This is a genomic window from Paenibacillus sp. FSL K6-1558 (assembly GCF_038002565.1).
Taxonomy (GTDB): Bacteria; Bacillota; Bacilli; order Paenibacillales; family Paenibacillaceae; genus Paenibacillus; species Paenibacillus polysaccharolyticus.
Genome location: NZ_JBBOCV010000001.1, coordinates 886,090 through 909,096, shown reverse-complemented (window position 1 = coordinate 909,096; position 23,007 = coordinate 886,090). Strand labels below are relative to the sequence as shown.

General features: G+C 44.1%; 20 protein-coding genes and 1 riboswitch. Of the genes, 13 read left to right on the top strand and 7 right to left on the bottom strand.

All coding sequences use genetic code 11. The features are described from left to right. Positions 1-65: 65 nt before the first annotated feature. The 3 genes from MHI38_RS03740 to MHI38_RS03730 are packed head-to-tail and all read left to right on the top strand — an operon-like array spanning position 66 to position 1,352. On the top strand, positions 66-632 hold the full coding sequence (locus tag MHI38_RS03740) for an RNA polymerase sigma factor (RefSeq protein WP_341180981.1): 567 nt from the start codon (positions 66-68) through the stop codon (positions 630-632). A 29-nt stretch (positions 633-661) separates the two neighbouring features. Then, a complete protein-coding gene (psiE, locus tag MHI38_RS03735) occupies positions 662-1,093 on the top strand; it encodes a phosphate-starvation-inducible protein PsiE (RefSeq protein ID WP_261769332.1) in 432 nt (143 codons plus the stop codon). Further along, positions 1,068-1,352, top strand: a complete 285-nt coding sequence (locus tag MHI38_RS03730) for a barstar family protein (protein ID WP_341180980.1) — start codon at positions 1,068-1,070, stop codon at positions 1,350-1,352. The genes psiE and MHI38_RS03730 overlap by 26 nt, the downstream gene beginning before the upstream one ends. Before the next feature lie 246 nt (positions 1,353-1,598). Here MHI38_RS03730 and MHI38_RS03725 read toward each other — a convergent pair whose 3' ends face one another. From MHI38_RS03725 to MHI38_RS03715, 3 genes are all read right to left on the bottom strand, one after another. Further along, positions 1,599-2,243, bottom strand: a complete 645-nt coding sequence (locus MHI38_RS03725; protein ID WP_154983513.1) for a LysE family translocator — start codon at positions 2,241-2,243, stop codon at positions 1,599-1,601. A 185-nt stretch (positions 2,244-2,428) separates the two neighbouring features. Then, entirely contained in the window at positions 2,429-3,181 is a 753-nt protein-coding gene (locus tag MHI38_RS03720) for a YqcI/YcgG family protein (protein ID WP_154890417.1), read from the bottom strand. 216 nt (positions 3,182-3,397) lie between these two features. Then, complete coding sequence (locus MHI38_RS03715) at positions 3,398-3,754, bottom strand: AMP-dependent synthetase and ligase (RefSeq protein ID WP_154890415.1); 357 nt, start codon at positions 3,752-3,754, stop codon at positions 3,398-3,400. Positions 3,755-3,890: 136 nt separating this feature from the next. Between MHI38_RS03715 and MHI38_RS03710 the strand changes: the two genes are divergently transcribed. Together MHI38_RS03710 and MHI38_RS03705 are read left to right on the top strand one after the other, a co-directional pair. Further along, positions 3,891-5,333, top strand: coding sequence for an amino acid permease (locus tag MHI38_RS03710; protein WP_154890414.1), 1,443 nt, complete (start codon positions 3,891-3,893; stop codon positions 5,331-5,333). A 213-nt stretch (positions 5,334-5,546) separates the two neighbouring features. Then, entirely contained in the window at positions 5,547-7,118 is a 1,572-nt protein-coding gene (locus MHI38_RS03705; protein ID WP_222592181.1) for a glycoside hydrolase family 43 protein, read from the top strand. A gap of 125 nt (positions 7,119-7,243) precedes the next feature. On the opposite strand, the gene MHI38_RS03700 is transcribed toward MHI38_RS03705, so the two are convergent. The 4 genes from MHI38_RS03700 to MHI38_RS03685 form a co-directional block, all read right to left on the bottom strand. Next, positions 7,244-7,756, bottom strand: a complete 513-nt coding sequence (locus MHI38_RS03700; RefSeq protein WP_154890413.1) for a DUF3231 family protein — start codon at positions 7,754-7,756, stop codon at positions 7,244-7,246. 304 nt (positions 7,757-8,060) lie between these two features. Continuing rightward, positions 8,061-9,569 carry an amidase gene (locus tag MHI38_RS03695; protein ID WP_154890643.1) on the bottom strand — a complete coding sequence of 503 codons (1,509 nt, stop codon included), beginning with the start codon at positions 9,567-9,569 and terminating at the stop codon, positions 8,061-8,063. Positions 9,570-9,763: 194 nt separating this feature from the next. Further along, positions 9,764-10,744 (bottom strand): DMT family transporter, encoded by a 981-nt coding sequence (locus MHI38_RS03690; RefSeq protein WP_090916606.1) that lies wholly within the window; start codon positions 10,742-10,744, stop codon positions 9,764-9,766. A 146-nt stretch (positions 10,745-10,890) separates the two neighbouring features. Next, positions 10,891-11,039, bottom strand: a riboswitch (FMN riboswitch). A gap of 85 nt (positions 11,040-11,124) precedes the next feature. Then, positions 11,125-11,628: a DinB family protein gene (locus MHI38_RS03685; protein ID WP_154890412.1), complete on the bottom strand. Its 504-nt coding sequence runs from the start codon at positions 11,626-11,628 to the stop codon at positions 11,125-11,127. 162 nt (positions 11,629-11,790) lie between these two features. Between MHI38_RS03685 and MHI38_RS03680 the strand changes: the two genes are divergently transcribed. From MHI38_RS03680 to MHI38_RS03645, 8 genes are all read left to right on the top strand, one after another. Beyond that, a complete protein-coding gene (locus MHI38_RS03680) occupies positions 11,791-12,363 on the top strand; it encodes a CGNR zinc finger domain-containing protein (RefSeq protein WP_154890411.1) in 573 nt (190 codons plus the stop codon). A 205-nt stretch (positions 12,364-12,568) separates the two neighbouring features. Beyond that, entirely contained in the window at positions 12,569-13,942 is a 1,374-nt protein-coding gene (locus MHI38_RS03675; protein WP_341180979.1) for an amidohydrolase family protein, read from the top strand. Between the two features lie 324 nt (positions 13,943-14,266). After that, positions 14,267-15,106, top strand: coding sequence for a BglG family transcription antiterminator LicT (gene licT / locus MHI38_RS03670; protein WP_154890409.1), 840 nt, complete (start codon positions 14,267-14,269; stop codon positions 15,104-15,106). Between the two features lie 146 nt (positions 15,107-15,252). After that, positions 15,253-17,118: a beta-glucoside-specific PTS transporter subunit IIABC gene (locus tag MHI38_RS03665; protein ID WP_308721681.1), complete on the top strand. Its 1,866-nt coding sequence runs from the start codon at positions 15,253-15,255 to the stop codon at positions 17,116-17,118. 24 nt (positions 17,119-17,142) lie between these two features. After that, entirely contained in the window at positions 17,143-18,597 is a 1,455-nt protein-coding gene (locus MHI38_RS03660; RefSeq protein ID WP_154890407.1) for a family 1 glycosylhydrolase, read from the top strand. A gap of 528 nt (positions 18,598-19,125) precedes the next feature. Next, complete coding sequence (locus tag MHI38_RS03655; protein ID WP_154983493.1) at positions 19,126-20,535, top strand: amino acid permease; 1,410 nt, start codon at positions 19,126-19,128, stop codon at positions 20,533-20,535. A 275-nt stretch (positions 20,536-20,810) separates the two neighbouring features. Next, positions 20,811-21,899, top strand: a complete 1,089-nt coding sequence (locus MHI38_RS03650; protein ID WP_154890405.1) for a hypothetical protein — start codon at positions 20,811-20,813, stop codon at positions 21,897-21,899. Positions 21,900-22,015: 116 nt separating this feature from the next. Further along, positions 22,016-22,951 carry a tyrosine-type recombinase/integrase gene (locus tag MHI38_RS03645; RefSeq protein WP_090916588.1) on the top strand — a complete coding sequence of 312 codons (936 nt, stop codon included), beginning with the start codon at positions 22,016-22,018 and terminating at the stop codon, positions 22,949-22,951. Positions 22,952-23,007: the final 56 nt, after the last annotated feature.

The window sequence follows — 23,007 nt, the reverse complement described above, 5'->3', positions numbered from 1 at the left end:
TAAAAAAACACAAGGGGTTTAATTACATCTGTGGAGGAATCAGAATGAGCCCGATAGACAAACCTATGAGAGGTACTTTATTTGCAACTCAATCTACATTTACGTCACTTATGGCCACTTATCAATCGATGGTATGGAGATTGGCTTCGCGCTATTTCCGGGACCCGCAAGATCGAGATGATATCGTGCAGGAGACATTCCTGCGGGTGTATACACATATCGAACAGATGAACAGCCAAAAGAATGTCGTAAACTGGATTTATACCATTGGGAGAAATGTATGCCTGGATGTGTTGCGCAAGAAAAAGAGACAGAGTCTTGCCACAACTTCGTTATATGTAGAGGATCCGAATAGATCTCCGGATGCCATATCTGATCTAATGTCCTATGAACTTGGCCCTGAAGAAAGGCTGATTCAGAACGAGACTTCTTCCGAACGCAAACGTCGGATCAATGATGCATTTCATCAGATTCCAGGTAAATGGAGGCATTACGTCTATCAGCGGTACTATTTGGAAATGACCGTCAAAGATATCAGTGTATTGAACGATATACCGGAAAATACGGCCAAAACGTATCTCTTTCGAGGAAGAAAACATATGAAACAACAGTTAGTTGACATCACGAATTGAAATAGGGGACATGACAAATGAAAGATTTAATGACTAAATTCCAAAAAACACCACACATTCTACAAGCGCTTTTGAATATCTGCCTGTTCTTTCTGGCCTTAGCTTTAAGCGCACTTCTAATCAGTGAGACATGGTATATCGTACAAATTGTGTACCAGTCTTTTGTAACTCGTCAGGATAGCTACTATGAGATGTTATCCGAATTGCTCGTGTTCTTCTTGTACTTTGAATTTATCGCTTTAATTGTGAAGTACTTCAAGTCTAATTTTCATTTCCCTCTTCGTTACTTTATTTATATTGGAATCACAGCGGTGATTCGCTTAATTATTATAGATCATGATAACGCAATGTCGACGTTCTGGTGGTCGTTGGCTATTTTGATCATGGTAGGTGCTCTGTTTATATCAAATCGACGGAATTCAGGAGCTCAGAAACATGAAAAAAGTGAAAGTGATCATTGATGGGAAAGCAATAGGAAGCGTGGAGGATCTGCAACGCATACTTCAGGCCGAATTTTCGTTGCAACCAGCTCATTTTGAAAGTATGGACACCCTCTGGGAAGCGTTAGTATGGCATGTGCCAGTCCCGGTTACGCTAGAATGGAACCATTTTAATGACAGCAGAGCCTCAATCGGACCTTACGCAGATCAATTAATGAACTTACTGTACGATGTCGATGAACAGCTGGAGGAATTATTTAGATTTACAGTAAAATTATAAAATTTCAACATATGAAAAATTCACAATAGTAAGATCAAATATGCTCCATTGTTACATCGCTATAAATCATACAATCACACTCCAATCAACTCCGAGTAACGTATAAACGAACCTCCACATTCTGAGAAGAACGTCAATAGAAAAAGCTGCTCCTTTCCCAATGAAAGGGCAGCCTTTTTTAATCACAATGTAAGTAATATATGTAACGAGTCGGATGAGATGACGAAGGGTTCAAGAGCCTTATTCTTAAAAAAGCACTTGCCACAATGCGCTAACAAACTTATAAAAAAAGTAGAACGCAAAGCCAATTAGAAGAACTCCGGCCAGGCTCGAAACGAGCTGTACCATCCTGGCACTCATCATTTTACGTGTGATGGATACGATGGTGAGTAAACCGAGATCATGTAGCAGAATGCCACATAATATCCCGATTGCCGCAATGACAAAACTGAGCTTGCCTGCCGATTGATAAGAGTCGGATAAGACAACACCAAAGACAGAAACCCAAAACATCAGATTACCTGGGGAGATCGCAACCAATAACCCATTACGATAAGTCCGCCAAAAAGAGGGTTTGGTCGGAAACGTCTTTCCGTCTGTTGTCATGAGGCTCACATCCGAATTACGGATGGACTCATATCCCAAATAAGCTAAAAATCCTGCACCCACCAACCATAGTGGAATCTGAACGAATGGAACGGATAACAGTGTAGCAAATCCAAAATACATAGCAATAATTAAAGCGATATCCAATGTCATACCACCTAGACCAACCGCCCAGCCATGAAGGAATCCATTTCGCAGTCCCTGTTTGGTCATCTCTACCGTGATTGCGCCTACCGGCATGGCAATAGCAAGCCCGATCAGGATAAATTTCACATAAATCTCCATAATCATTTCCTTTCTGAGAGATGGGTTGATGGAAGAAAAGAAGCTTGTCCACTTAAAAAAGACGTTTGCTCTAGTAGTCTATGTAACTCTTCACATGGAAGAGATATAAAAAGAAGTGCTCTCCTCACACCTCGGCTCGTATAACAGCTTATTCGAAGGAGAGCTTGTTTAGAATACGGATGATGTTATTCTTTTGCTTGTGGTTGTTGTAACAAAGAGCGTAGAAAAGGACATTTGGATGGGGCAGTGTCATCATCTCGTAGAAAATACTGTTTATACTCCAGATTTCCTTCTGCCCCGTATTGCTTCAATTCAGGATGTGCGGGAATCGTGTCATAGGCAGCAAGCCTCGCTCGAATCCTTGGCCCGATGGCTGCAGCCCGCTGAGGCTGCTCATTCCATAAATCAAGGACCCAGCGAGGCGTCATAGCTAACATGAGATAAGGAAAATGGCGACTTTGTCTTGAAATGTGAGCTGGTGTACCGCAATAAACGAAATACCGTTCATCGTTATAACAGTACTCCCATAATGGATTCTCGGGGTCTTCCGGGATATCTGCTGGCCATGATTGGGTATCGAGAGTTCGCATCTCACTTAACAGGTTCCAGAATGATTGTTCGTAAGTGAGCACGTCTTTTGTTTCCTTTTCTTTTTCAAAAAAAATGACTAGAGATGAAAAATCTCCGAAGGAACGTGAAGAAGCTCCATATTCCGTTACAATTGCTGATAATTGCTCCGCAAGAGAAAGATGTTTGGACTGAAAGACAAATCCATATCGAAGATGACCCAGTGCATATGCCTGGGTTGCAGGAATGCAGGGGAACCTGGTCTCCCGGTCACTCATCTTGGCAGAGAACAAACGATAAGCATCCCTTTGCCACAGATCCAGCGGGAGCTCACCATTTTCCATATCAGTAGAAGAAAACAATAGCGACATCAGTAAGCCTCCTTTTACTTATAGGATATCGCCTGCAAGCAAAATGGTGACTGTCCATTTATGAAAGTAAACATTGGGTAGACTGTTCAGTGAAATGCGTATCATGATGTAGTTTGTGCCAAGCAGTAATTTCAGAAGAAAGCAACTAGCTGAAACGCAAACAAGGAGCTCAGTATTGAGCTCCTTGTTATTTGCAATTTCCTGCCAAATCTTAATCTATTGGCGGTGCTGGTTGGAGAAATTGCCGAATGACTGACCTTGGCCTTGGATTGTCGTGTTAGGTGTATTATACGGTTGATCGATGTAGGATACATGCTGTGAAGAGGTGTTCGCAAGCTGTTGAGCAAGGTTAGAAATCTGTTGCAATTGCTGAATGGCTGTTTGATGTCCTTGCAATGCGGTTTGAATAATATGCGCCGCTTGTTGCTCGCGCTGGGCCAGTTGTTCCAGTTGTTGAGCATTGCTTTGTTCTTGTCTCAGCAATTGTTGATATTGCATAGAAGCTTGTTGTGTTTGTTGCGTCAGTTGTTGAGCGAGTTGCGTAATCTGTTGAGATTGTGAATATTGGTTCATGATGGTGCCTCCTATTTGTTTGAATTTACCTGTGTATTATGCTGAGAGGTTCGAAGAAATATTCAGGGAGATGTTTTGCTCCAATTGGGGAAGGCTACCTGTTGCGACGATTATCAAAAGGGAAAGGATTGACGAAATGAGTCACGCTTCAGGCAAATCATCGGATGAAAAGAAATTGAAATGGTGGCAACTTAGTTTGTTGGGCGTTGCGGGCACCATAGGAACAGGTTATTTTCTCGGTTCAAGTCTAGCGATTACCATCGGGGGACCCGCTGTAGTAATTGCTTATGCACTTGCTGCGTTAGGTACATACGTTGTTTTTGATGCTTTGGCACGCATGACTTCGGACCATCCAGAGCAAGGATCATTTCGTTCTTATGCGAAGAAGGCATTTGGCGCATGGGCAGGTTTTGCGAGTGGTTGGGTCTATTGGTTTTCGGAGCTTCTCATTATGGGGAGTCAGTTGACCGCACTTTCTATCTTCTCACGATTCTGGTTTCCCAGCGTGCCACTCTGGATCTTTGCCGCGGGGTTTGGAATCGTCGGTTTATGTATTGTGTTTTTTGGAAACAAGGGATTCGACCGGGTTGAGAATGTACTTGCAGTCATTAAAATAGCAGCTATAATCATGTTTTTGGTTCTGGCGATTGCTTTACTTGCCGGCTGGATTGGGGGCACCAAATATGCACATAAGGTACCGATGGACATGGCTTCCATTTTCCCGAAAGGGACAGTAGGATTGTGGTCTGCATTCCTGTTTGCTTTCTATGCGTATGGAGGTATTGAAGTACTCGGCATTATGTCGTATCGATTGGAAAAACCGGAGGATGCACCCAAAGCAGGCAAAGTCATGCTTATTTCACTGTCTGCAGTTTATGTCGTTTCCATTGGCCTTGCACTAACCATGGTTCCGCTGTCTGCTTTTAATCCGAAAGAAAGTCCGTTTGTACTTGCACTGAGCAGTGATCACCTTGCTTTTGTACCACATTTGTTCAACGGTGTTCTGATTGTGGCCGGTTTCTCTACGATGACCGCATCGCTCTATGCAGTGACCTCCATGATGATTACACTGGCACAGGAGGGGGATGCGCCAAAGTTATTCTCACAGAAATGGAAGAAGAAATATCCTCTATTTGCCTTGTGTCTGATTGGTTGTGGTTTGATTGGTACGATTATCATGTCGCTACTGCTTCCTGGAAAAGTCTATGAATATGTAACTACTGCTGCAGGGTTAATGCTGATGTATAACTGGCTATTTATCTTGCTCTCCTCAGGTCGGTTGCTGAAATCTCGCACCATAGATGTGATAAAACGCTGGACTGGATTGGTGCTGATCAGCACGGCCATAACTGGAACTCTTTTTCATGGGTTAAGCCGGCCAGGTTTCTTTATTAGTTTACTGTTGATTTCTCTAATTGCTTTAAGTGATATCATCGTGCAACGCAAGCGCAAAAAAACATCATCCGCTGCAAGTACGGAGCAAGACGAGCAAAAGGAGCAAGCTGATGAGAGCAGCCCCTCGGAGAGAGCAGCCTTTCATATTACAGGTATTCGTAAACAAAGGAACAAAATCAAGTGAAGAACATAAACTTCTAAAGCTAAACAGGTGGTTACTTCTGAATCTACGTTGCCTAAGGTTTCATCATAAAACATGATCTCTGAAAAATCGGGATCATGTTTTATCTATCTTATATATTAATTTTCAAGTAATATGATGATTACAAGATTCGTAGTGTAATGTATCAGATCATCAAAAAGTTAGGTCAACTGCATCCCAGAAAAGAGGGAAACAATGATGAACAAAGATTACTTTTTGCTTTCCAGTGAAGGAAAATGGGGCGATCAAGGGGACGGTACTTATGTCAATCCGGTCTTGCCTGGAGATTACTGCGATCCAGATGTGATAAGCGTTGGGGAAGATTACTATGCGATCTCTTCCACATTACATTGCTCACCAGGTATGGCTGTTCTGCACTCTAAAGATCTAGTCAATTGGAATGTAATTAGTCATGTTGTAGAAGATTTGACAGTTATCGGGCCAGAATATCGGCATGATCGAATGAATCGTTATGCAAGAGGAGTCTGGGCGGGAGCGATCCGTTTTCATGACCATCAATTTTGGGTGTATTTTTTCACACCGGATGAGGGTTTATTCGTAAGCACAGCTACAGATCCTGCTGGCCCATGGGAGCCTCTTTATCATAGTTGGGAGACTTCTGGTTGGGATGATTGTTGTCCTTTTTGGGATGATGACGGTCAAGGATATCTGGTGGCTACGAATTTTGCCGACAATTATAATATTTACCTGTTTAAACTTAGCGACGATGGAAAACAAATTTTGCATGACAGTGGTGTTGTGATCCATCAATATAAAGGTAGCGAAGCGAGTAAGCTTTACAAAATAAACGGTCTTTATTACATTTTTCACAGTGAAGTTCGACCGAGAAATGGTGAGGAGGTAAGGATTGTTATGATGCTCCGTTCAGAGCATTTATACGGTCCTTACGAAGAAAAAGAGTTAATTCATACGCATGGTGTGGAAGTGGACCGCGAACCGAATCAAGGCGGACTTGTGCAAACACCGTCTGGGGAGTGGTATTTCATTAGTCACCAGGGAGCCGGTGGTTACTTTGAAGGCAGAACTCTTCACCTGCTTCCCGTTACGTGGGTTGACGGTTGGCCAATCATTGGTGAGGATACAGACCGTGACGGTGTCGGAGAAATGGTATGGGGAGGGAAAAAACCAATTCAAGGTTATCCCAAAACGATCTTAACCGTGAATGATGATTTCAATAGCCGGGTACTGCAGTCTCATTGGGGGTGGAACCACCAACCTAAAGCGGATATGTGGTCTTTAACAGAGAGACCAGGATATTTGCGTTTGCATGCAAGTGTACCCTCGGAGAAGAATGATTTCTTTAAAATTTCGAACATTCTTTCCCAACGGGCGTATCGTGTGCCTCATAACGTAGTGACTGCCAAGTATGATCTAAGTGGAATGGTGGATGACCAGGAAGCGGGTCTATGCCATTTTGGACAAACCTATTGTACGATTGGTATTCATCAGCAGCAAGGATCTCGGGCATTGAAGTTCAATCAATTAGGTACAATCGAATGGGGACCATCTATTGATGCTGATGCGACTACCCTATGGTTGAGATCCATTTGGAACTTGCGCGGTGAAAACAGGTATGAATATAGTCTCGATGGCGAGAAATTTATTTCCTTTGGGGATGTCTATCCACTGGGATGGGGACATTATCGTGGAAATCGCGTTGGAGTATATAACTTGAATTATGAAAGAGAACAAGGGTATGTGGATGTGGAATACTTCAATTACGAGTCGGGAGATAAGAAAGTCTAGTTCATTTCTGAATACAAAAGAGGCCGAGAAGAGGGATATGTTATTATTCTCATCTCGGCTTCTTTAATGTTGTGTGTTTAAATCATTATTAAATGTCTTTATTTAATTCGTTTGATATCACAGGACTATTCGCCATCCGGCCTTTTCACTTGTAGCGGCGGAGGAATAAGCCATCCTTTTTCTTTACTCAAACGGAGAATTCGAACACCCAGTGCCGTTTTGGTAACGTGATACTTCGCAAACAGTGCACCAATGTCCTCGCGGATGGATTGGCCAATAGTCTGACTCGCGGCGACTAATCCAAGAGCATTATCAGCTGCAATTTTGGCACCGATCTCTGGATCAGTAAACCTTGCGCCAGGAGGAATGTCCTCTAATGCCACAACGGGTCTCTCTGGAAGAGTCGGAGCGGGCGTGATACCGTTCTCGGTGAGTAAGGCGTCACATTCTTTAATTTCCAGTCTTGCCTGATCCAGCAAGTCTTCTAAAATTTTCTTCAAATCTTTATCTCCTGCGTGATTCATATAAGCCTGATAACAAGAGACAGCTCCTTTGGCTACCATTGAGCACTCCCATGCACTATAGATTTCTCCATAATGCATGGGCTCGTTTTTAGGATTTCCACTTAAAATTCCCATCGCTGATCCCTCCCGCTAAGTTATTTATTTCACTACATTAGGGTTTACATGACAAGCAAATTTTATCCGGTAGAGAAGTAGTCCGAGATTTTGATTTACATCATCATTATTATGTTAACCGAAATCTATTGTCAGAAAGATGGTCACATGAACAACTGTAATTATCATCCAAGATAGTCACATGGACTAAATTAAAGAATCATTCAAATCGCATCAGGTTCTCTGCTCTGATGCGATTCCTGTTCCACTGAAAAAAAGCCATACAGTTATGTTCTGCTGGCTTCTTTCCGCTTTTATAAGTATTTTAAGCTTTTGTCGAGGTTGGGAACATGGGATTCGCTTCCATGCCAACCCACAATTCTGTTGATTCGAGTTGTCCCGCCAGATGTAATAACCAATCTTCACGGCCTTTGGTTGCCATAACCTGAACACCCATTGGCAATCCTTCTGCAGTTAAATGCAGAGGAAGACTAATGGCAGGTTGGCCTGTCAGATTTGCAAGCTGCGTGAACGGGGTGTACTTAAGGCTCGGCTTGAACATCTCATAGATCAGCTCTTGTTGCGCCGTTTTATCGAGATCACTGACGGACATCAGATGTTGAATCTGCTCCGCATGTGGCGTCAGTTCGCCAATCCGGGGTGCGGGAAAAGCGTTAACAGGTGTGATGTAAAAATCATACCGTTCAAACAGCGTAGACATCTGCGCAGCCGCCACGTCCCATTCGGCCAAGCTATGAACAAATTCAGCAGCAGATACTTTTTTGCCCGCTTCAGCCAGTACCCAGGACTCAATCTCCATATCATCTGCAGTGAGAGAACGACCCATACTATGTTCCATGGATGAAATCATAGCGGCCATCTCGCCGCTGTTCATCATGTAATAGTTTTCCATCAGGCGTACGCCATTGACTGGACTTAACTTTTCTTCAACATGATACCCTTGAGATTCCAAGAAATGGACTAATTTCATCACAGCCTCTTTGGCATCTTCACTGACAGGTGTGCCGACAGGTGAATCCATCGTATAAGCGATTCGCCATTTGCGTTGATGCGGATAGTTCATATCAGTCAGGTAACTTCCTGGGAATAATGGTGCATGAAATGCGGCTTCCGGTTGGATAATCTGGAGCGTATCCAGCAGTGCAGCACTGTCTCTGACGGAGCGAGATACTGCAAAATCTATCGAGGCTCCTTGCCATTGTCTTCCCACACCTGGACCAACGGGAGTGCGTCCGCGGGTTGGTTTCAGCCCAAACAAACCGCTGAAAGAAGCGGGAATTCGAATGGAACCACCGCCATCACTTGCGCCAGCAAGCGGCACGATGCCTGATGCTACAGCGGCAGCGGCACCGCCGCTTGAGCCGCCTGGGGAATGATTCACATTCCACGGATTGCGCGTTGGCCCGTGTAGACGTGGCTCGGTTATATTTTTCAACCCGAATTCCGGTGTATTCGTATGTCCGATCACAATAAAGCCTGCTTCGAGCAAACGAGTTACGAAATTGGAGTTGCGAAGAGCACGATGTTCGCTGAACAGACGTGAGCCAGAGGTAAGAAGTTCACCTTCCAAAGATTGAGAAATATCTTTGAGGAGCAACGGCACACCTGCAAATGGCTGTTCTCCAGGCCTAACCATGCTGGCTTCCTGCCGAGCACGTGTTTCATATGTACGAATGACTGCATTGAGATGTGGATTGACTTCTTCCAGACGTGCATAGGCAGCTTCAAGCAGTTCAACCGGGGATACTTCCCGGGAGCGAATCAGTTCGGCGAGCCCTATAGAGTCATAGGAGGTATATGAGAATGAAGACATTAGTAATCGTTCCTCTCTGAAAATAGTTCCTGTTGGATATCTTGTTCCAAGTTCCATAAGCCATCGTACCACCTAGGCAGACAAAAAACAAAACATCAATCCATCATAATAGAAGAAATACGGCAGAAGAAAAGCACTGTTCACCTCATTAAGGTGAAACAGTGCTTATATTATTTGAACCAGATGAAAATGTATTACTCCGTGCGAAGTTTGGGTGCGGCCTCGGCGATCGGTGTAGAGCGTTCCTGCTGTTTGGAGATCAGGAATAGTGCGATCCAGATCAGGATAAAGCCAAGCAATTGCTCCCAGGTTATCAGCGTACGGAATGCAATCCAGTTTACAAGCACGCCGGCCATCGGGAAACTGAGTTCTGCGAGGGTTGCAACAGAAGCTTTGGTGGAAGACAACCCTTTGTAATACAAGAGTAGACTTAGCAAGCCTGGTAAAAGTGCCTGCCCAAGAATATTCAGGATAACGGCAGCCTGTGCCCCTGTTCCAGCCGGGAGTGTCCAAGGTGCACCTTCATTCCAGGTCATGAAGATCAGGAGTGGAAGCGCAACGACGAAGCGAAGGGAGGTGACCGTCTCATAACGAGCTTGACCAAGCATTAACCGGCCCATAACGGTAGATCCACCCCACAAAGCTGCGGCACCAAGAGACAGCAGACTACCTGCATGAATCCAGTTATTCCAGTTGCCGAGCGGAAGTGAGAAGCCAAACGTAAGCAGATATGTTCCTGCCAGCGCAATGATGAACAGTCCGCCGAAGTGACGCGGCAATGTTTCTTTTAATAACAATTTCGCAAGTACAATTGCGAAGAGTGGTTGCATTTTTTGCAACAACAATACCGTATTGGGATCGTTATGGGTAAGCGCCAAAGTGAATAATACCGTTGCCAGCGCTGATCCGCCCCAGGAAATGAAGATAACAGCGATCCAGTGACGTGCACGCAGTTTCTTCAGATCATCCCGGAACTTCCATAATACCGGAATCGCGACAAGGCTGACGATGATGTGTTCGATTAGAACAATCTGTGTAGAAGTCATCGTTTTTAGCAAAAGGATGCGGAATAAGGGGTCTACACCCCAGAGGGCTGCGCCTAGCACAACTAGCCAAAATCCGGTGTTGCTTCGTTCCTTGCGATAAATCGTTGATGCTGTTGATGTGTTTTCCATATTCAGGACTCCTTCGTCAGAACACGGAATCTTCAGTTGGCAAAATCGACAAAATCCCCCGTCCTTGGCGTACGCCAAATAAACGGGGGACCATTCAAAGACAAGGCGTCAGGGAAAAAGACTTCCCAAATACGGCTTGCCGTTGTGTTGATCTTCTCTCATCCGGACTATACCGTCGGCCTTGGAATCGCACCAAGTCAGTCGCTGCCAGGTGGTAACTAAACAGCGAGTCGCGGGCTGGTTCTATAAGAACATCACCGCCGGTTGGGAATTGCACCCTACCCCGAAGATCCTATTCAATTTTAATTAGTGTATTGAACAAGTTGTAACCTTATGAAGTTCATCTTATTCCTGTAAACGCTATCAGTTCAAGTGTTTTTTTAGAAAACAATACTCCAGCATCCCTGTTGCCTCCGCAACTGCACAATCTGACCTGCATGATAGGCATCGTGTAGAACCCAGCGGGCAAGCGTCTGAGCCCAGTTGTCGTCGGAATCCATATAAGCTTCCTCAAGCTTCGAGTCCTGTAATGTAGCAAGGGTGTCGCGTAACTGCTCAGCCAGTTTAGTGGTTTGTTCCATCAGCTTGCTCCAGCCAGCTTCGTTCAAAGGATCACCGGAAATACCAAACGTAGCTACGTTGGAATCTGCAGCGGGTACAGACGGTTCTTTTCCCTGAAGACGTTCCAAAATACGTTGATTGTAATAAAACATATGATTGGCTAGTTGCCATATGCTCAGTCCACCTGAAGGAGGAACCCAGGCAGCCTGTTCGGCGTTCAGTCCCTCAAGCGCTTTTGACAATGGGACGATCCAGTTACATTGATCCCAGGTATCTTCATTCTGAATAACCAATACATCTAATGCTGTGGTGACTGTTTTCATTTTTTAATTTCATTCCTCTCTTGTCAGATTCATCTCGCCCTTGCATCTTCATGATGGTAACTAGCTAATGTGGGTGGAAGTGGTTACAATTAATATAACACAATTTCAAAGGGTGTAACCATCTTTTAATGATTTAGATAGTTACATTAATCGGAGGCTCTCATGGATAGATTATGGACTGATTTTGTTAACAGCGATTATCATGATTGGCGTGGTGGGGAGCGATCAGAAGACAGACTGGGGAACGTAAACTGGCAACAAGATTTTTTGAATCGTTGGCAATTAGAAGCGTCAGTACCGGCGTCGAATGAAGAGGAATCTACATTGAGAGGTTTTAGAGATGATTTGCAGTCACTGGCTATTCGTTTGTCTAACGGGAAGCTCTTTACTGAGAAGGATCAGGCTTGGTTGAATGATTTTATGATGGCTGGCGAAGTCATTAGACGAATAATTACACAAGATCAACAACTGGGTGTTGCGCTTGTTCCTATTCATAGACATTGGGCTCAGGTGATGGCAGAGGTTGCGGCTGATTTTGCCGTGACACTCGTTGAGGGCGAAGGGAAGAGAATTCGTTCCTGTGACAATCCGGACTGCCGCTGGATCTTCTATGATGATACCCGGAGCAGAACACAGAAATATTGCGATGATAAGATGTGCGGTAATCTAATGAAGGTGAGACGTTTTCGAGCGAAACGAAAAATACACTCTAGTGAGGAAAAGAGTAAAACATAATTATTAAGTTTACCAACGAAGTTCTACCTTTTCCAATCCGTGAATCACTATATAGGTCTCAGTTAGCTCTTCCAGAATTTGATAAATATTAAGATATGATATATAATGTATATATACTAGTGAAAATATAGTCATAAAGTATATGTAAGAACAAGCAATGCGGATCAGATCATTTTACAAACCATTACGATTGGAGAGATGTCTTATGAGGACAGGTTATCTTTTGAAGAACGGTTGTGTATTATCGATGGATGCTCGTATTGGTCAGTATAACCGGGCAGACGTACTTATTCAGGATTCTTTGATTACAGCGGTTCAACCAAATATTGAGGTGTCCAATGCAGATATTGAGGTCATCGACGCTTCAGACATGATTATTATGCCTGGACTGGTGGATACACACCGGCATATGTGGGAATCGCTTGTCAAAACAGCCGGAACAAACTGGTCGCTCCCCGTCTATCTGCAAAATTTGTACTATGGAGCTATGGGAAGCAAGCTTCGTCCAGAGGATAGCTATATTGCCAATCTGCTGGGATCACTGGAAGCGCTTAATGCAGGCGTCACTACGGTGCTGGATTGGAGTATGCCATACTCGGCTGAGCACACAGAGGAACTGATTCGAGGATTACAGGATGCAGGAATTCGTGCTGTTTTTGCCCATGGTGTGCCAGGGGAAACAATGTATTGGAATCGTGAGAGTAAGCTGTCGTATCCAGAGAATGTGAGAGGTGTTAAGGAGCGATATTTCTCTTCGAAAGATCAACTACTCACCTATGGACTTGCTATTCGGGGACCGGAGTTTAGCCACTGGGATACAACGGTGCAGGATATTCAGCTTGCGGAAGAACTGGACGCCATTTGTTCGATGCATGTCGGTTTCGGCAGCTGGGGATCAGCGGATCGTTCGATCAGCCGAATGTATGAGGCAGGACTGCTTGGTCCACGAATCAATGTTGTTCATGGCAATACGATGGGCATGGATGAATTCAAAATGCTCGCAGACAGCGGAGCTTCTTTGTCTGTCACACCTGAAGTTGAGATGATGATGGGACATGGTTATCCGGCTACAGGATACTTTCTTGAGCATGGAGGTACGCCAACGCTTGGTGTAGATGTCGTGACTTCGACGGGCGGAGATATGTTTTCACAGATGAAATTTGCGTTGCAAGCTGAGCGTTCAAGAACGAATGAGTACCTTTTGCAACAAGGTGAAATGCCGGGTGAACTCAGTTTGCAGGCAAGCCAGGTGTTGCGATTTGCGACCTCCGCGGGTTCGCGGGCCTTAGGACTGGAGCAAAAAACAGGCTCGCTTACGCCGGGAAAAGAAGCGGATGTGATCATGATTCGCACGACGGATCTGAACTTGTTCCCCGTGCACGATCCGATTGGTGCTGTTGTGCAATTCGCGAATCCGTCTAATGTGGATACGGTTTTTGTTGCTGGGAAGCCTGTGAAGCGAGAGGGCAAGCTGCTGCATGTCGATCTGAATGAAGTTCGGCGCAAAGCCATGCAGAGTACGGAATATTTGTTGACGCAATATCGGATGTCCGATGCAGATCGGGTTGTTTTTTCATAATAAAGCTGTCATAAAATAATTAAAGTCAAAGGGCCGTTCATCCAGAATACGGCTCTTTTCTTGTCTTTCTTCTCTAATCCGTTTTTCGTAAATTGTTTTCACATGAAATTAGGGTTGGAGTAAGGTATGTTGACAAATAGAACGCTTTCCACTAAGATAGCGATATAAGTTAATAATGAATATAATCAGGATTGTTACTGATCAGCAGGCAAGACCGATTGATAATGCAAACATGCAGAACTGTATTCTTTCATGTGTGCATAATTAATGGTCTTTTTTTTGTTGCTAAATTCTGTTAACGTTTCATTTTAAAAGGAGATTCCGATGAAGATTACACGAATTATTAACAATAATGTCGTCTGTGCAGTGAATGAACGGCGCCAGGAGATGATGCTTTTAGGCAGTGGCATCGGTTTTCAGAAGAAAAAGGGAGACGATGTGGACACAGACAAAATTGAGAAAGAATTTTTTCTGAAATCCAAAAATGTAACAGGTAAATTATATGCCCTGCTGGCACAAATCCCGATGGAATATATTCGTGTATCCGATAGCATTATTCAATACGCCAAGCAGTCTCTAAACAAGGAACTCAATGAAAATATATATCTAACGTTAACGGATCATATTAATTTTGCAGTGGCGCGTTATAAGCAAGGTATGAATTTCAATAATGCGTTGTTGTCTGAGATTAAAGCGTTTTACTCCAATGAATTTCGCGTGGCTATGAAAGCCCGGGATATGATTAATGAAGAATTCAACATTACACTGCCTGAAGATGAGGCTGGGTTCATTGCACTTCATATTGTCAATGCAGAATTGGGATCCGAAATGGAAGAAACCATGAAGATTACACAGTTCATTCATAAAGTCTTGAATATTATTCGATATCAGTTTAATATTCATTTCAATGAAAGCTCGCTTCATTATTCCAGGCTTGTCACTCATTTGAAATTTTTCGCCTACCGCTTGTTTAATCATACGGTTGTGAAAAGTGGTGACAGTGATTTTCTCCATATCATTAAGGAAAAGTATGCGAATGAATATCAATGCAGTCTCCGAATTGCACAGCTGATTCGGGTCGATTATGGAAAAGAATTAACAGAAGACGAATTGGTATATTTAACGGTTCATATCAAAAGGGTCATTGATGAAGAGAAGGAATAATTCATCGGCCACTATAATGAGTATACTAGGATTGTTACTGGTGAGGCAGGCAAGACCTAGAGTTCCATCGTGTATAGAGCTTATCTATATTCGATAGAATTCTAGGTCTTTTTTTATACCTAAAAACGTTTGAGGGGGAGCAGTACATGAAACATGAAAGCACAGCCGCCGAGATTTTAAAACTGGTTGGTGGAGAAAAAAACGTAGATAGTGTAACACACTGTGCTACAAGGTTGCGATTTAATCTGAAAGACGAGAAGGTCGCGAATGATGAAGCTTTAAAAAATGTCCAAGGGGTTGTAGGTGTTGCCAGCAGTGGTGGGCAGTATCAGGTCATTATCGGTAACGAGGTAAACAATGTGTATAAAGCTTTGACGCAGCTGGGGAACTTTGCAACCAATAATGATGCCCCTACTGTGAAAAAAGGAAAACTGACTACGCTTCTGGACACGATATCCGGAATCTTTACACCGATCCTGCCAGCCATGATTGGTTGTGCGATGATCAAAGCCGTTCTTCTTATTTTGAAAACATTTGATCTCGTCGATCTGGATGGGCAGTTCAATACGATTATGACGTTTATCGGTGATGCGGCGTATTACTTCTTGCCGATGCTGCTTGCCTGGAGTGCGGCTGTTAAGCTTAAAGCTAACGTAGGCTTTGCATTAACGATTGCTGGTGTTCTGTTGCATCCTTCCTTAGGGGCGTTGATGTCTGCAGGTGAGCCTGTTTCGTTTTTAGGACTGCCTGTCACGCCAGCGACGTACACTTCGTCGGTTATTCCGATTATTTTAGCGGTATGGATCTTGTCATATGTTGAACGCTTTGCGGAGAAGTATTCTCCATCGGTTATTAAATCTATTCTTAAACCGTTGGTCGTAATCCTTATCATGGCTCCATTAACGCTGATTGTACTAGGTCCAATCGGTGCCATTGCGGGTAACTACCTTGCGTCAGGCGTTTCTTTTGTGAATACACATGCAGGATGGTTAGTATCTGGTATTATCGGCGGGGCATTCCCGTTCTTGATTATGACAGGTATGCATTATAGTTTAGGACCTGTAGTGCTCACTGCGTATGCTCAGACGAAGACCGATAGCATTGTTGGTCCAGGTATGCTTGTACACAATATTTCTCAAGGTGCTGCTGCGCTTGCAGTTGCTATGAAAACTAAAAATAAAGCATTTAAACAAGTTGCATATTCTACAAGCATCACTGCCTTGCTCGGAATTACCGAGCCTGCCTTGTTTGGTGTAAATTTACGATTGAAAAAACCACTGATTGCTGTAATCGTTGGTGGCGTTGTAGCTGGTGTTTATGTCGGATTGTTCGGTGTAGCTCGATCGGCTCTGGGTATTGCAGGTATAGCTACGTTACCCGCATTTATCACGGATCATCCATGGAACTTGGTTCATGCGGCAATTGGTTGTGTGATTGCATTTGTAGTTACTTTCATCATGACTCTTATCTTGGGATTTGAAGATGTACCCGAGGATGGAAAGATTCAAGAAACACAAGAAAAAACGTCTACAAACGATCGTGTAGCTGTTGCCGGTGTTTCTGAACATATTCTCGTTGCACCATTGACTGGTAAAGTTCTGGAGTTATCCACGATTAAGGACGAAGCTTTTGCAACGGGAGCTATGGGAAAAGGGGTCGCTATTGAACCTGCGGTTGGAAAACTAGTATCACCAGCAGATGGTGTGGTATCTGCGATTTTCCCTACGTCCCATGCCATCGGTATTAGTTCAAATGATGGTGCGGAGCTTCTCATTCACATCGGAATGAACACGGTGAAGTTGAAAGGTGAGCATTTTAAGGTTCACGTCAAAGAAGGCGATACTGTAAAAGCTGGAGATTTACTCATTGAGTTTGATACGGATGCGATTGCGGCGAAAGGCTTTGACCTGACTACCCCCATTATCGTTACGAATTCACATGATTTTGTAGATGTGATCAACACGGACAAGCCATCGATTACGATTGGTGAAAAATTGATCAAAATTATTTAAAGGTAATTTAAGGAGGAATGGTTCATGAATAACAAAAATGGTTTCCCTGAATCTTTTATGTGGGGTGGTGCAACAGCGGCGAATCAATACGAAGGTGCCTGGAACCTTGATGGTAAAAAGGCAAGTACAGCTGATATGATGACAGGCGGAACCCATACGGTTCCCCGTCGGATAACGATAACAACTGAGGAGGGGGTTCATTATCCTTCTCATGAAGCGGTAGATTTTTACCATCATTACAAGGAAGATATTCGTCTGTTTGCAGAGATGGGTTTCCGTTGTTATAGAATGTCCATCGCATGGTCCAGAATTTTCCCGAACGGAGACGATGCAGCGCCGAATGAAGCAGGGCTTCAATTTTATGACAATGTGTTCAATGAATTGAAAAAGTATAATATCGAACCCATCGTTACGATCTCGCATTATGAAGCACCGTTTGCTCTAACTAAGAAATTTAATGCTTGGGCTTCCAGAGAAATGATCGATTGTTATGTAAAGTATTGCGACGCCATCTTTAATCGTTACAAAGACGTGGTGAAGTATTGGATTACTTTTAACGAAATTAATAGCCTGATTGTTCCGGCAGGTGCATACCTGGCAGGAGCTCTGCTGGTTGATAAAAAAGGCGGTGTATTTAACAATACATCCGTAGACAGCACGCAGATGAGATTTCAAGCGCTGCACCATCAATTCGTGGCGAGTGCCAAAGCGGTCAAGCTTGCACATGAGATCAATCCAGACTTCAAACTCGGCTGTATGATCAATTACAGCCACGGGTACGGAAGCACATGTAAACCGGAAGATATGTTGCAAGCGCTAAGAATGGATCAAATCAACAATATGATGAGCAGTGACGTGCAAGTTAGAGGCGAATATCCTGACTTTGCGAAGAGGTATTTTGCAGAGAAAAATATCCACATTCAAATGGCTGAAGACGATCAAGAAGTTCTTAAACAAGGTTGTGTAGATTTCTATAGCTTTAGCTACTACAAATCTCATGTGGTAGGTACGCGACCAGAAGGGGATGAAACCCAAGGTAACGTTTTTGGTGGGTACAAAAATCCGTATCTAGAAGCGACGGACTGGGGCTGGCAGATTGATCCGGTTGGGCTCCGGTACGTGCTGAACCATGTCTATGATCGATATCGCATTCCGATGATGATTGTAGAGAATGGCCTGGGTGCAGTGGATGTCGTTGAAGAGGATGGCACCATTAACGATACGTACCGGATTGAGTTTTTGCGCGCCCACATTGAACAGATGAGAGAAGCTGTTCGTGACGGCGTTAACCTGATCGGTTATACAGCCTGGGGTTGCATCGATATTGTGAGTGCTTCCACTGGTGAAATGGCCAAGCGCTATGGTTTCATTTATGTAGATAAGGATAACGAGGGCAAAGGCACACTGAAAAGAAGTAAAAAGAACAGTTTCTACTGGTATCAAAAAGTGATTGAATCCAACGGGGAAGATCTGGGTTAGGATAAAAAGTATCGTAGTGAAATAGCCTTCGGATATGATCATTGGTCACTGGCCTGGATATGGTCTATATGAAAATGTGTTGAAAGAAGCCGCTAATTGCTAGCGGCTTTTTTATTACGAACAGTAGGGACACAATCCGAATCAGGATAAGAAATGACAGCGAAAAAAGACGAAAAAACAGTTCATTTTCATAAATTCATTTAACAACGATAAAAGTTAGATTTCGATCTATAAAAAGTATTCAAAAAACTGCGCATAATATAAATTATACGCAGTTTTTATTTAAATCCATTTTCATCCTTCAGCATGGGTAACAGAACGTGATATTTTTCGTGCATAAAGGTCAAAATAAGCCATCTTCAAAAATAAATTTAATCATTCAACGCGATAACGTGTAGAATTCGATAGGTTTTTATAGGTGATGGATAAGATAGAACAAATGAGTTTTTCATAGAACAGATGAGAAATGTTATTTCGTCCTAATTACGCGGCAACACATTCGAGATTCACCATGAAAGGAACATGCGTATGAGTAGAAATGAGAAAATCAGTGTGTTATTCCGTAAAAAGCCGATTGCCAGCCAATCCAATGAAAGCGGTGTGTTGAAGAGGGCACTTGGGGCCTTTGATTTAACGACGCTTGGTGTAGGAGCGATCATTGGTACAGGCATTTTTGTACTGACAGGTGTCGCAGCTGCCAAGTATGCAGGCCCTGGTCTGGTATTATCCTTTTTACTGGCGGGCATCATCTGTGCGTTTGCCGCCTTATGTTACTCTGAATTTGCTTCCACCATCCCGGCATCGGGAAGTGCTTATACGTACAGCTACACTGCATTTGGTGAAGTGATTGCGTGGATTCTAGGTTGGGATCTCATTCTGGAATATGGCTTTGCGAGTGCGGCGGTAGCCAGCGGTTGGTCAGGGTACTTCCAGACTTTATTATCCGGATTTGGATTGGAATTGCCTCATGCATTAACCAGTGCGTTTAATCCGGAGAAAGGTACGTATTTTGACATTACAGCGGCTCTGATTACGTTAATGATTACTTTCCTGTTGACTCGAGGAGTAAAAGAAGCGGCGAGAGCGAATGGAATCATGGTAGGCATTAAAATTATCGTGGTGCTAATCTTCATCGGTGTGGGTGTGTTTTATGTTCAACCAGCGAACTGGCATCCTTTCTTGCCGTTTGGCTTCTCCGGTGTAACGGCGGGTGCAGCTACAGTATTTTTTGCGTATATCGGATTTGATGCTGTATCAACCGCAGCTGAAGAAGTGAAACGCCCGCAGCGGGATTTGCCGATAGGTATTATTGCATCCCTTGCCGTATGTACCGTCCTATATATTGTAGTATCTCTGATTCTCACGGGCATTGTGCCATTCAACATGTTAAATGTTAGTGATCCGGTTGCGTTTGCTTTTGAATTCGTTCAATTAAACGGGTTGTCATGGATTGTATCCCTTGGAGCCATTACGGGAATTACAACGGTCTTGCTCGTCATGATGTATGGTCAGACCCGTCTGCTCTATTCCATGTCACGTGATGGTCTATTATCTCCCGTTTTCTCCAAGGTAAGTGGTAAAAGTCAGACACCGGCAGTGGGTAGCTGGCTCGCAGGTATCATTGTTGCACTGTTCTCCGGCTTCATCTCTCTTGGCCATCTGGCAGAACTTACGAACATCGGTACGTTGTTTGCTTTTGCTGTAGTGAGTATCGGGATTATCGTATTGCGTAAAAATAACCCTGATCTCAAACGGGGTTTCCGTGTTCCGCTCGTGCCATTGATTCCGATTCTGAGTGCTCTCGGCTGTTTCTATTTGATGACTCGCCTTGCAGCTCTGACATGGATTACGTTTTTTGGCTGGCTGATTGTCGGATTAATCATTTATTTTGCCTATGGTCGTCATCATAGTCATCTGAATCCACTTCGGCGGAAGTGAATTGAAAAATAAGCTTTGAATCTTTCCCTGCTCCCCAATCGCCAAGCGAAGGAGCAGGGATTTTTTTGTGCAACAATATAGGAGTCGTTGGTTAAAAAGAGATGTTTAAAACTAACGATTAAAAGAAGTTTGCTGCGTTAAATTTGTCGCTCACCTGGGTAAAGGATAAAGGAAACCTGCTGAGTGTATCAGCAGGTCGGGGTTGCGGATGAACCAAATATGAAATATATTTGGGGGTGTGATCTGCAACCAGAACCGAAGAGAGGGGTTAACGTATGAAAGAACCATTACATAACAATTTTAATGAACACTCGTCGCATTTTGGGTTTGCACTTGCGGATTCAACCGTTCTCGCTGAGGCGAAGCTGATCATATCACAAGAGGATGAAACAGATAATCTGCAGTTGGACATCGATCCACAACGACATCTGGAGGATGGTCGCAAAGTTTCCGTGATCGCCCAGCTATTGCAGACACCTGTGCACCGTGAGGATGCTAATGTTCTGTATGGAGCCGAAATATCCTACGTACAATACGCGGTTCGTCTAACCGAGAACAGCAAGATTTCAATAGCTTCAATTCAAGGTATAAGTTATCCGATTGAACTTGATCTCGCACCTTATAAAGAGGGTGAATATGAGGTTCGCGTTGCTTTACACCGCAAAACACCCCGAATCGCAGAAGGTCCGTTAGAACCGGAACAGCTAGCGATGGTGAAATACGCACAAGTGAATACCGTACATATCACACTGTTCCCGGCAGAAGCCTCTATACTCGATTCACCTTCTGCAACATGGACTCGGAATCATCATGTGTTCGACTCCTATGGCCGAAGAGGATTCATCCTGGCGGATCTGGGTCGTCTCGCGAAGCGAGTAGAGGAATTGCTTGGGCCAGGTAATCATAATTTAATTGAACATTTCACGGAAGGCCGACTGGATGTATTGCTTGAAGAGGGACTGATGCTGGTTGTTTGGGGCATGACTCCGTGGTGTTACTCCCTGTATTCCCCACCAAGCGAGCAAGGTGATTATGCATTACCATGGGACAAGCTTGGGGATGAACCTGAGCGGCAAGCAATATATCCGATTGATCCCAAAGTGCAGCAGCTAAGCATTGTTCCAGCGAATGAACTTGCTTTTTGGGCGGATTGCATTCGCAAAGATTGGCCAGTTATTGATATTCCAGGCGAAGGAGAGACAGTTCTTCTGGATCTGTATGTTCAGGTGGCGGAATCGGTTAATGAGCTTCATGAAAATCCGATCCCATCCTTTGTACTTACACGCTGTGAGGGCAAACCGGAGACGATTTCGCTGATGGCTGATGTTGTGATCGTCGAAGAGGTTGATTTTCCACTAAGTTAGGCGTCTGTGTTCTGCAAATAGTAAACCGATTTTGAAATAGAAATACATTGCATTCACGTCAGTCAGTATAGCAGGTCAATCAGTACATTTGAAGTCAGTGGAGGTGACAAGAGCAGGTGATCAATGAAGAGGTTCAGGAGCAATATGGGGATGAGTTGCAGGCCTTTCATATCTGGATGAAGGATGCCGGGTACACCGGATATACGGTCAAATCTTACACGGGGGACGTAACGGAATTCCTTACTTCTATCCAAGGAAAATCGCTGGAGCAAGTGAAGAAGTTGCATGTGCTTGCTTTTCTGTCCCGTGCACGGGAGCGTGGCGTGAGTGATGCTACCCGGAACCGTAAACACGCGGCAGTCAACTGCTTCTACAAGTCACTCATTGAACTCGAAGTGCTGGCGAGCAATCCGGCTTCTGGCATCAAAAAGTCCAAAACCGAGAAAAATCGTGCTCCAGTCTTCCTGGACGAAGGAGGTTTGACACGCTTTTTGGCATCCGTCGAAGGGAAATATCGCACCCGCAACCTGGCATTGTTCCTGCTAATGGGTTATATGGGACTTCGGGTGGGAGAAGTGCATGCCCTTAATTGTAAAGACTACAACCCCGAGCGACGCACACTCGATGTGTTCGGAAAGGGGAGAAAATGGAGAACAATCCCGGTTCCTGAAACGGTTGCAGAAGTGTTATCTCAGGCTCTTGAAGAACGGTTGAATCCGTGGCGGGGCGAGAAGGAAGAGGCCCTGTTTGTATCGCAAAAAGGCAAGCGTCTGTCCATTCGTAGCATTCAACTCATCTCAACTGAAACCTTCGAACGCTTCCAGCAGGAAGCTCCTGTTCATCAGCGTCAAAGCTATTCCAGCCACAAGCTGCGCCACTCGTTCGCCACTATGATGTTGCGGCGCGGAGCTGATCTGCGCACCGTACAGGAACTGCTCGGACATGCCTCCATTCAAACGACAACGGTATACACCCATGTTACCAGCCGGGAAAAAGAAGAGGCGATGGCTTTGCTGGATGTCAAACTTCCGGTTAACGAAGTGATGAATTAGTACAAAACGAACGATATAAGTTGGAGAGAATCCAAAAAAATCTGGACAACAACACA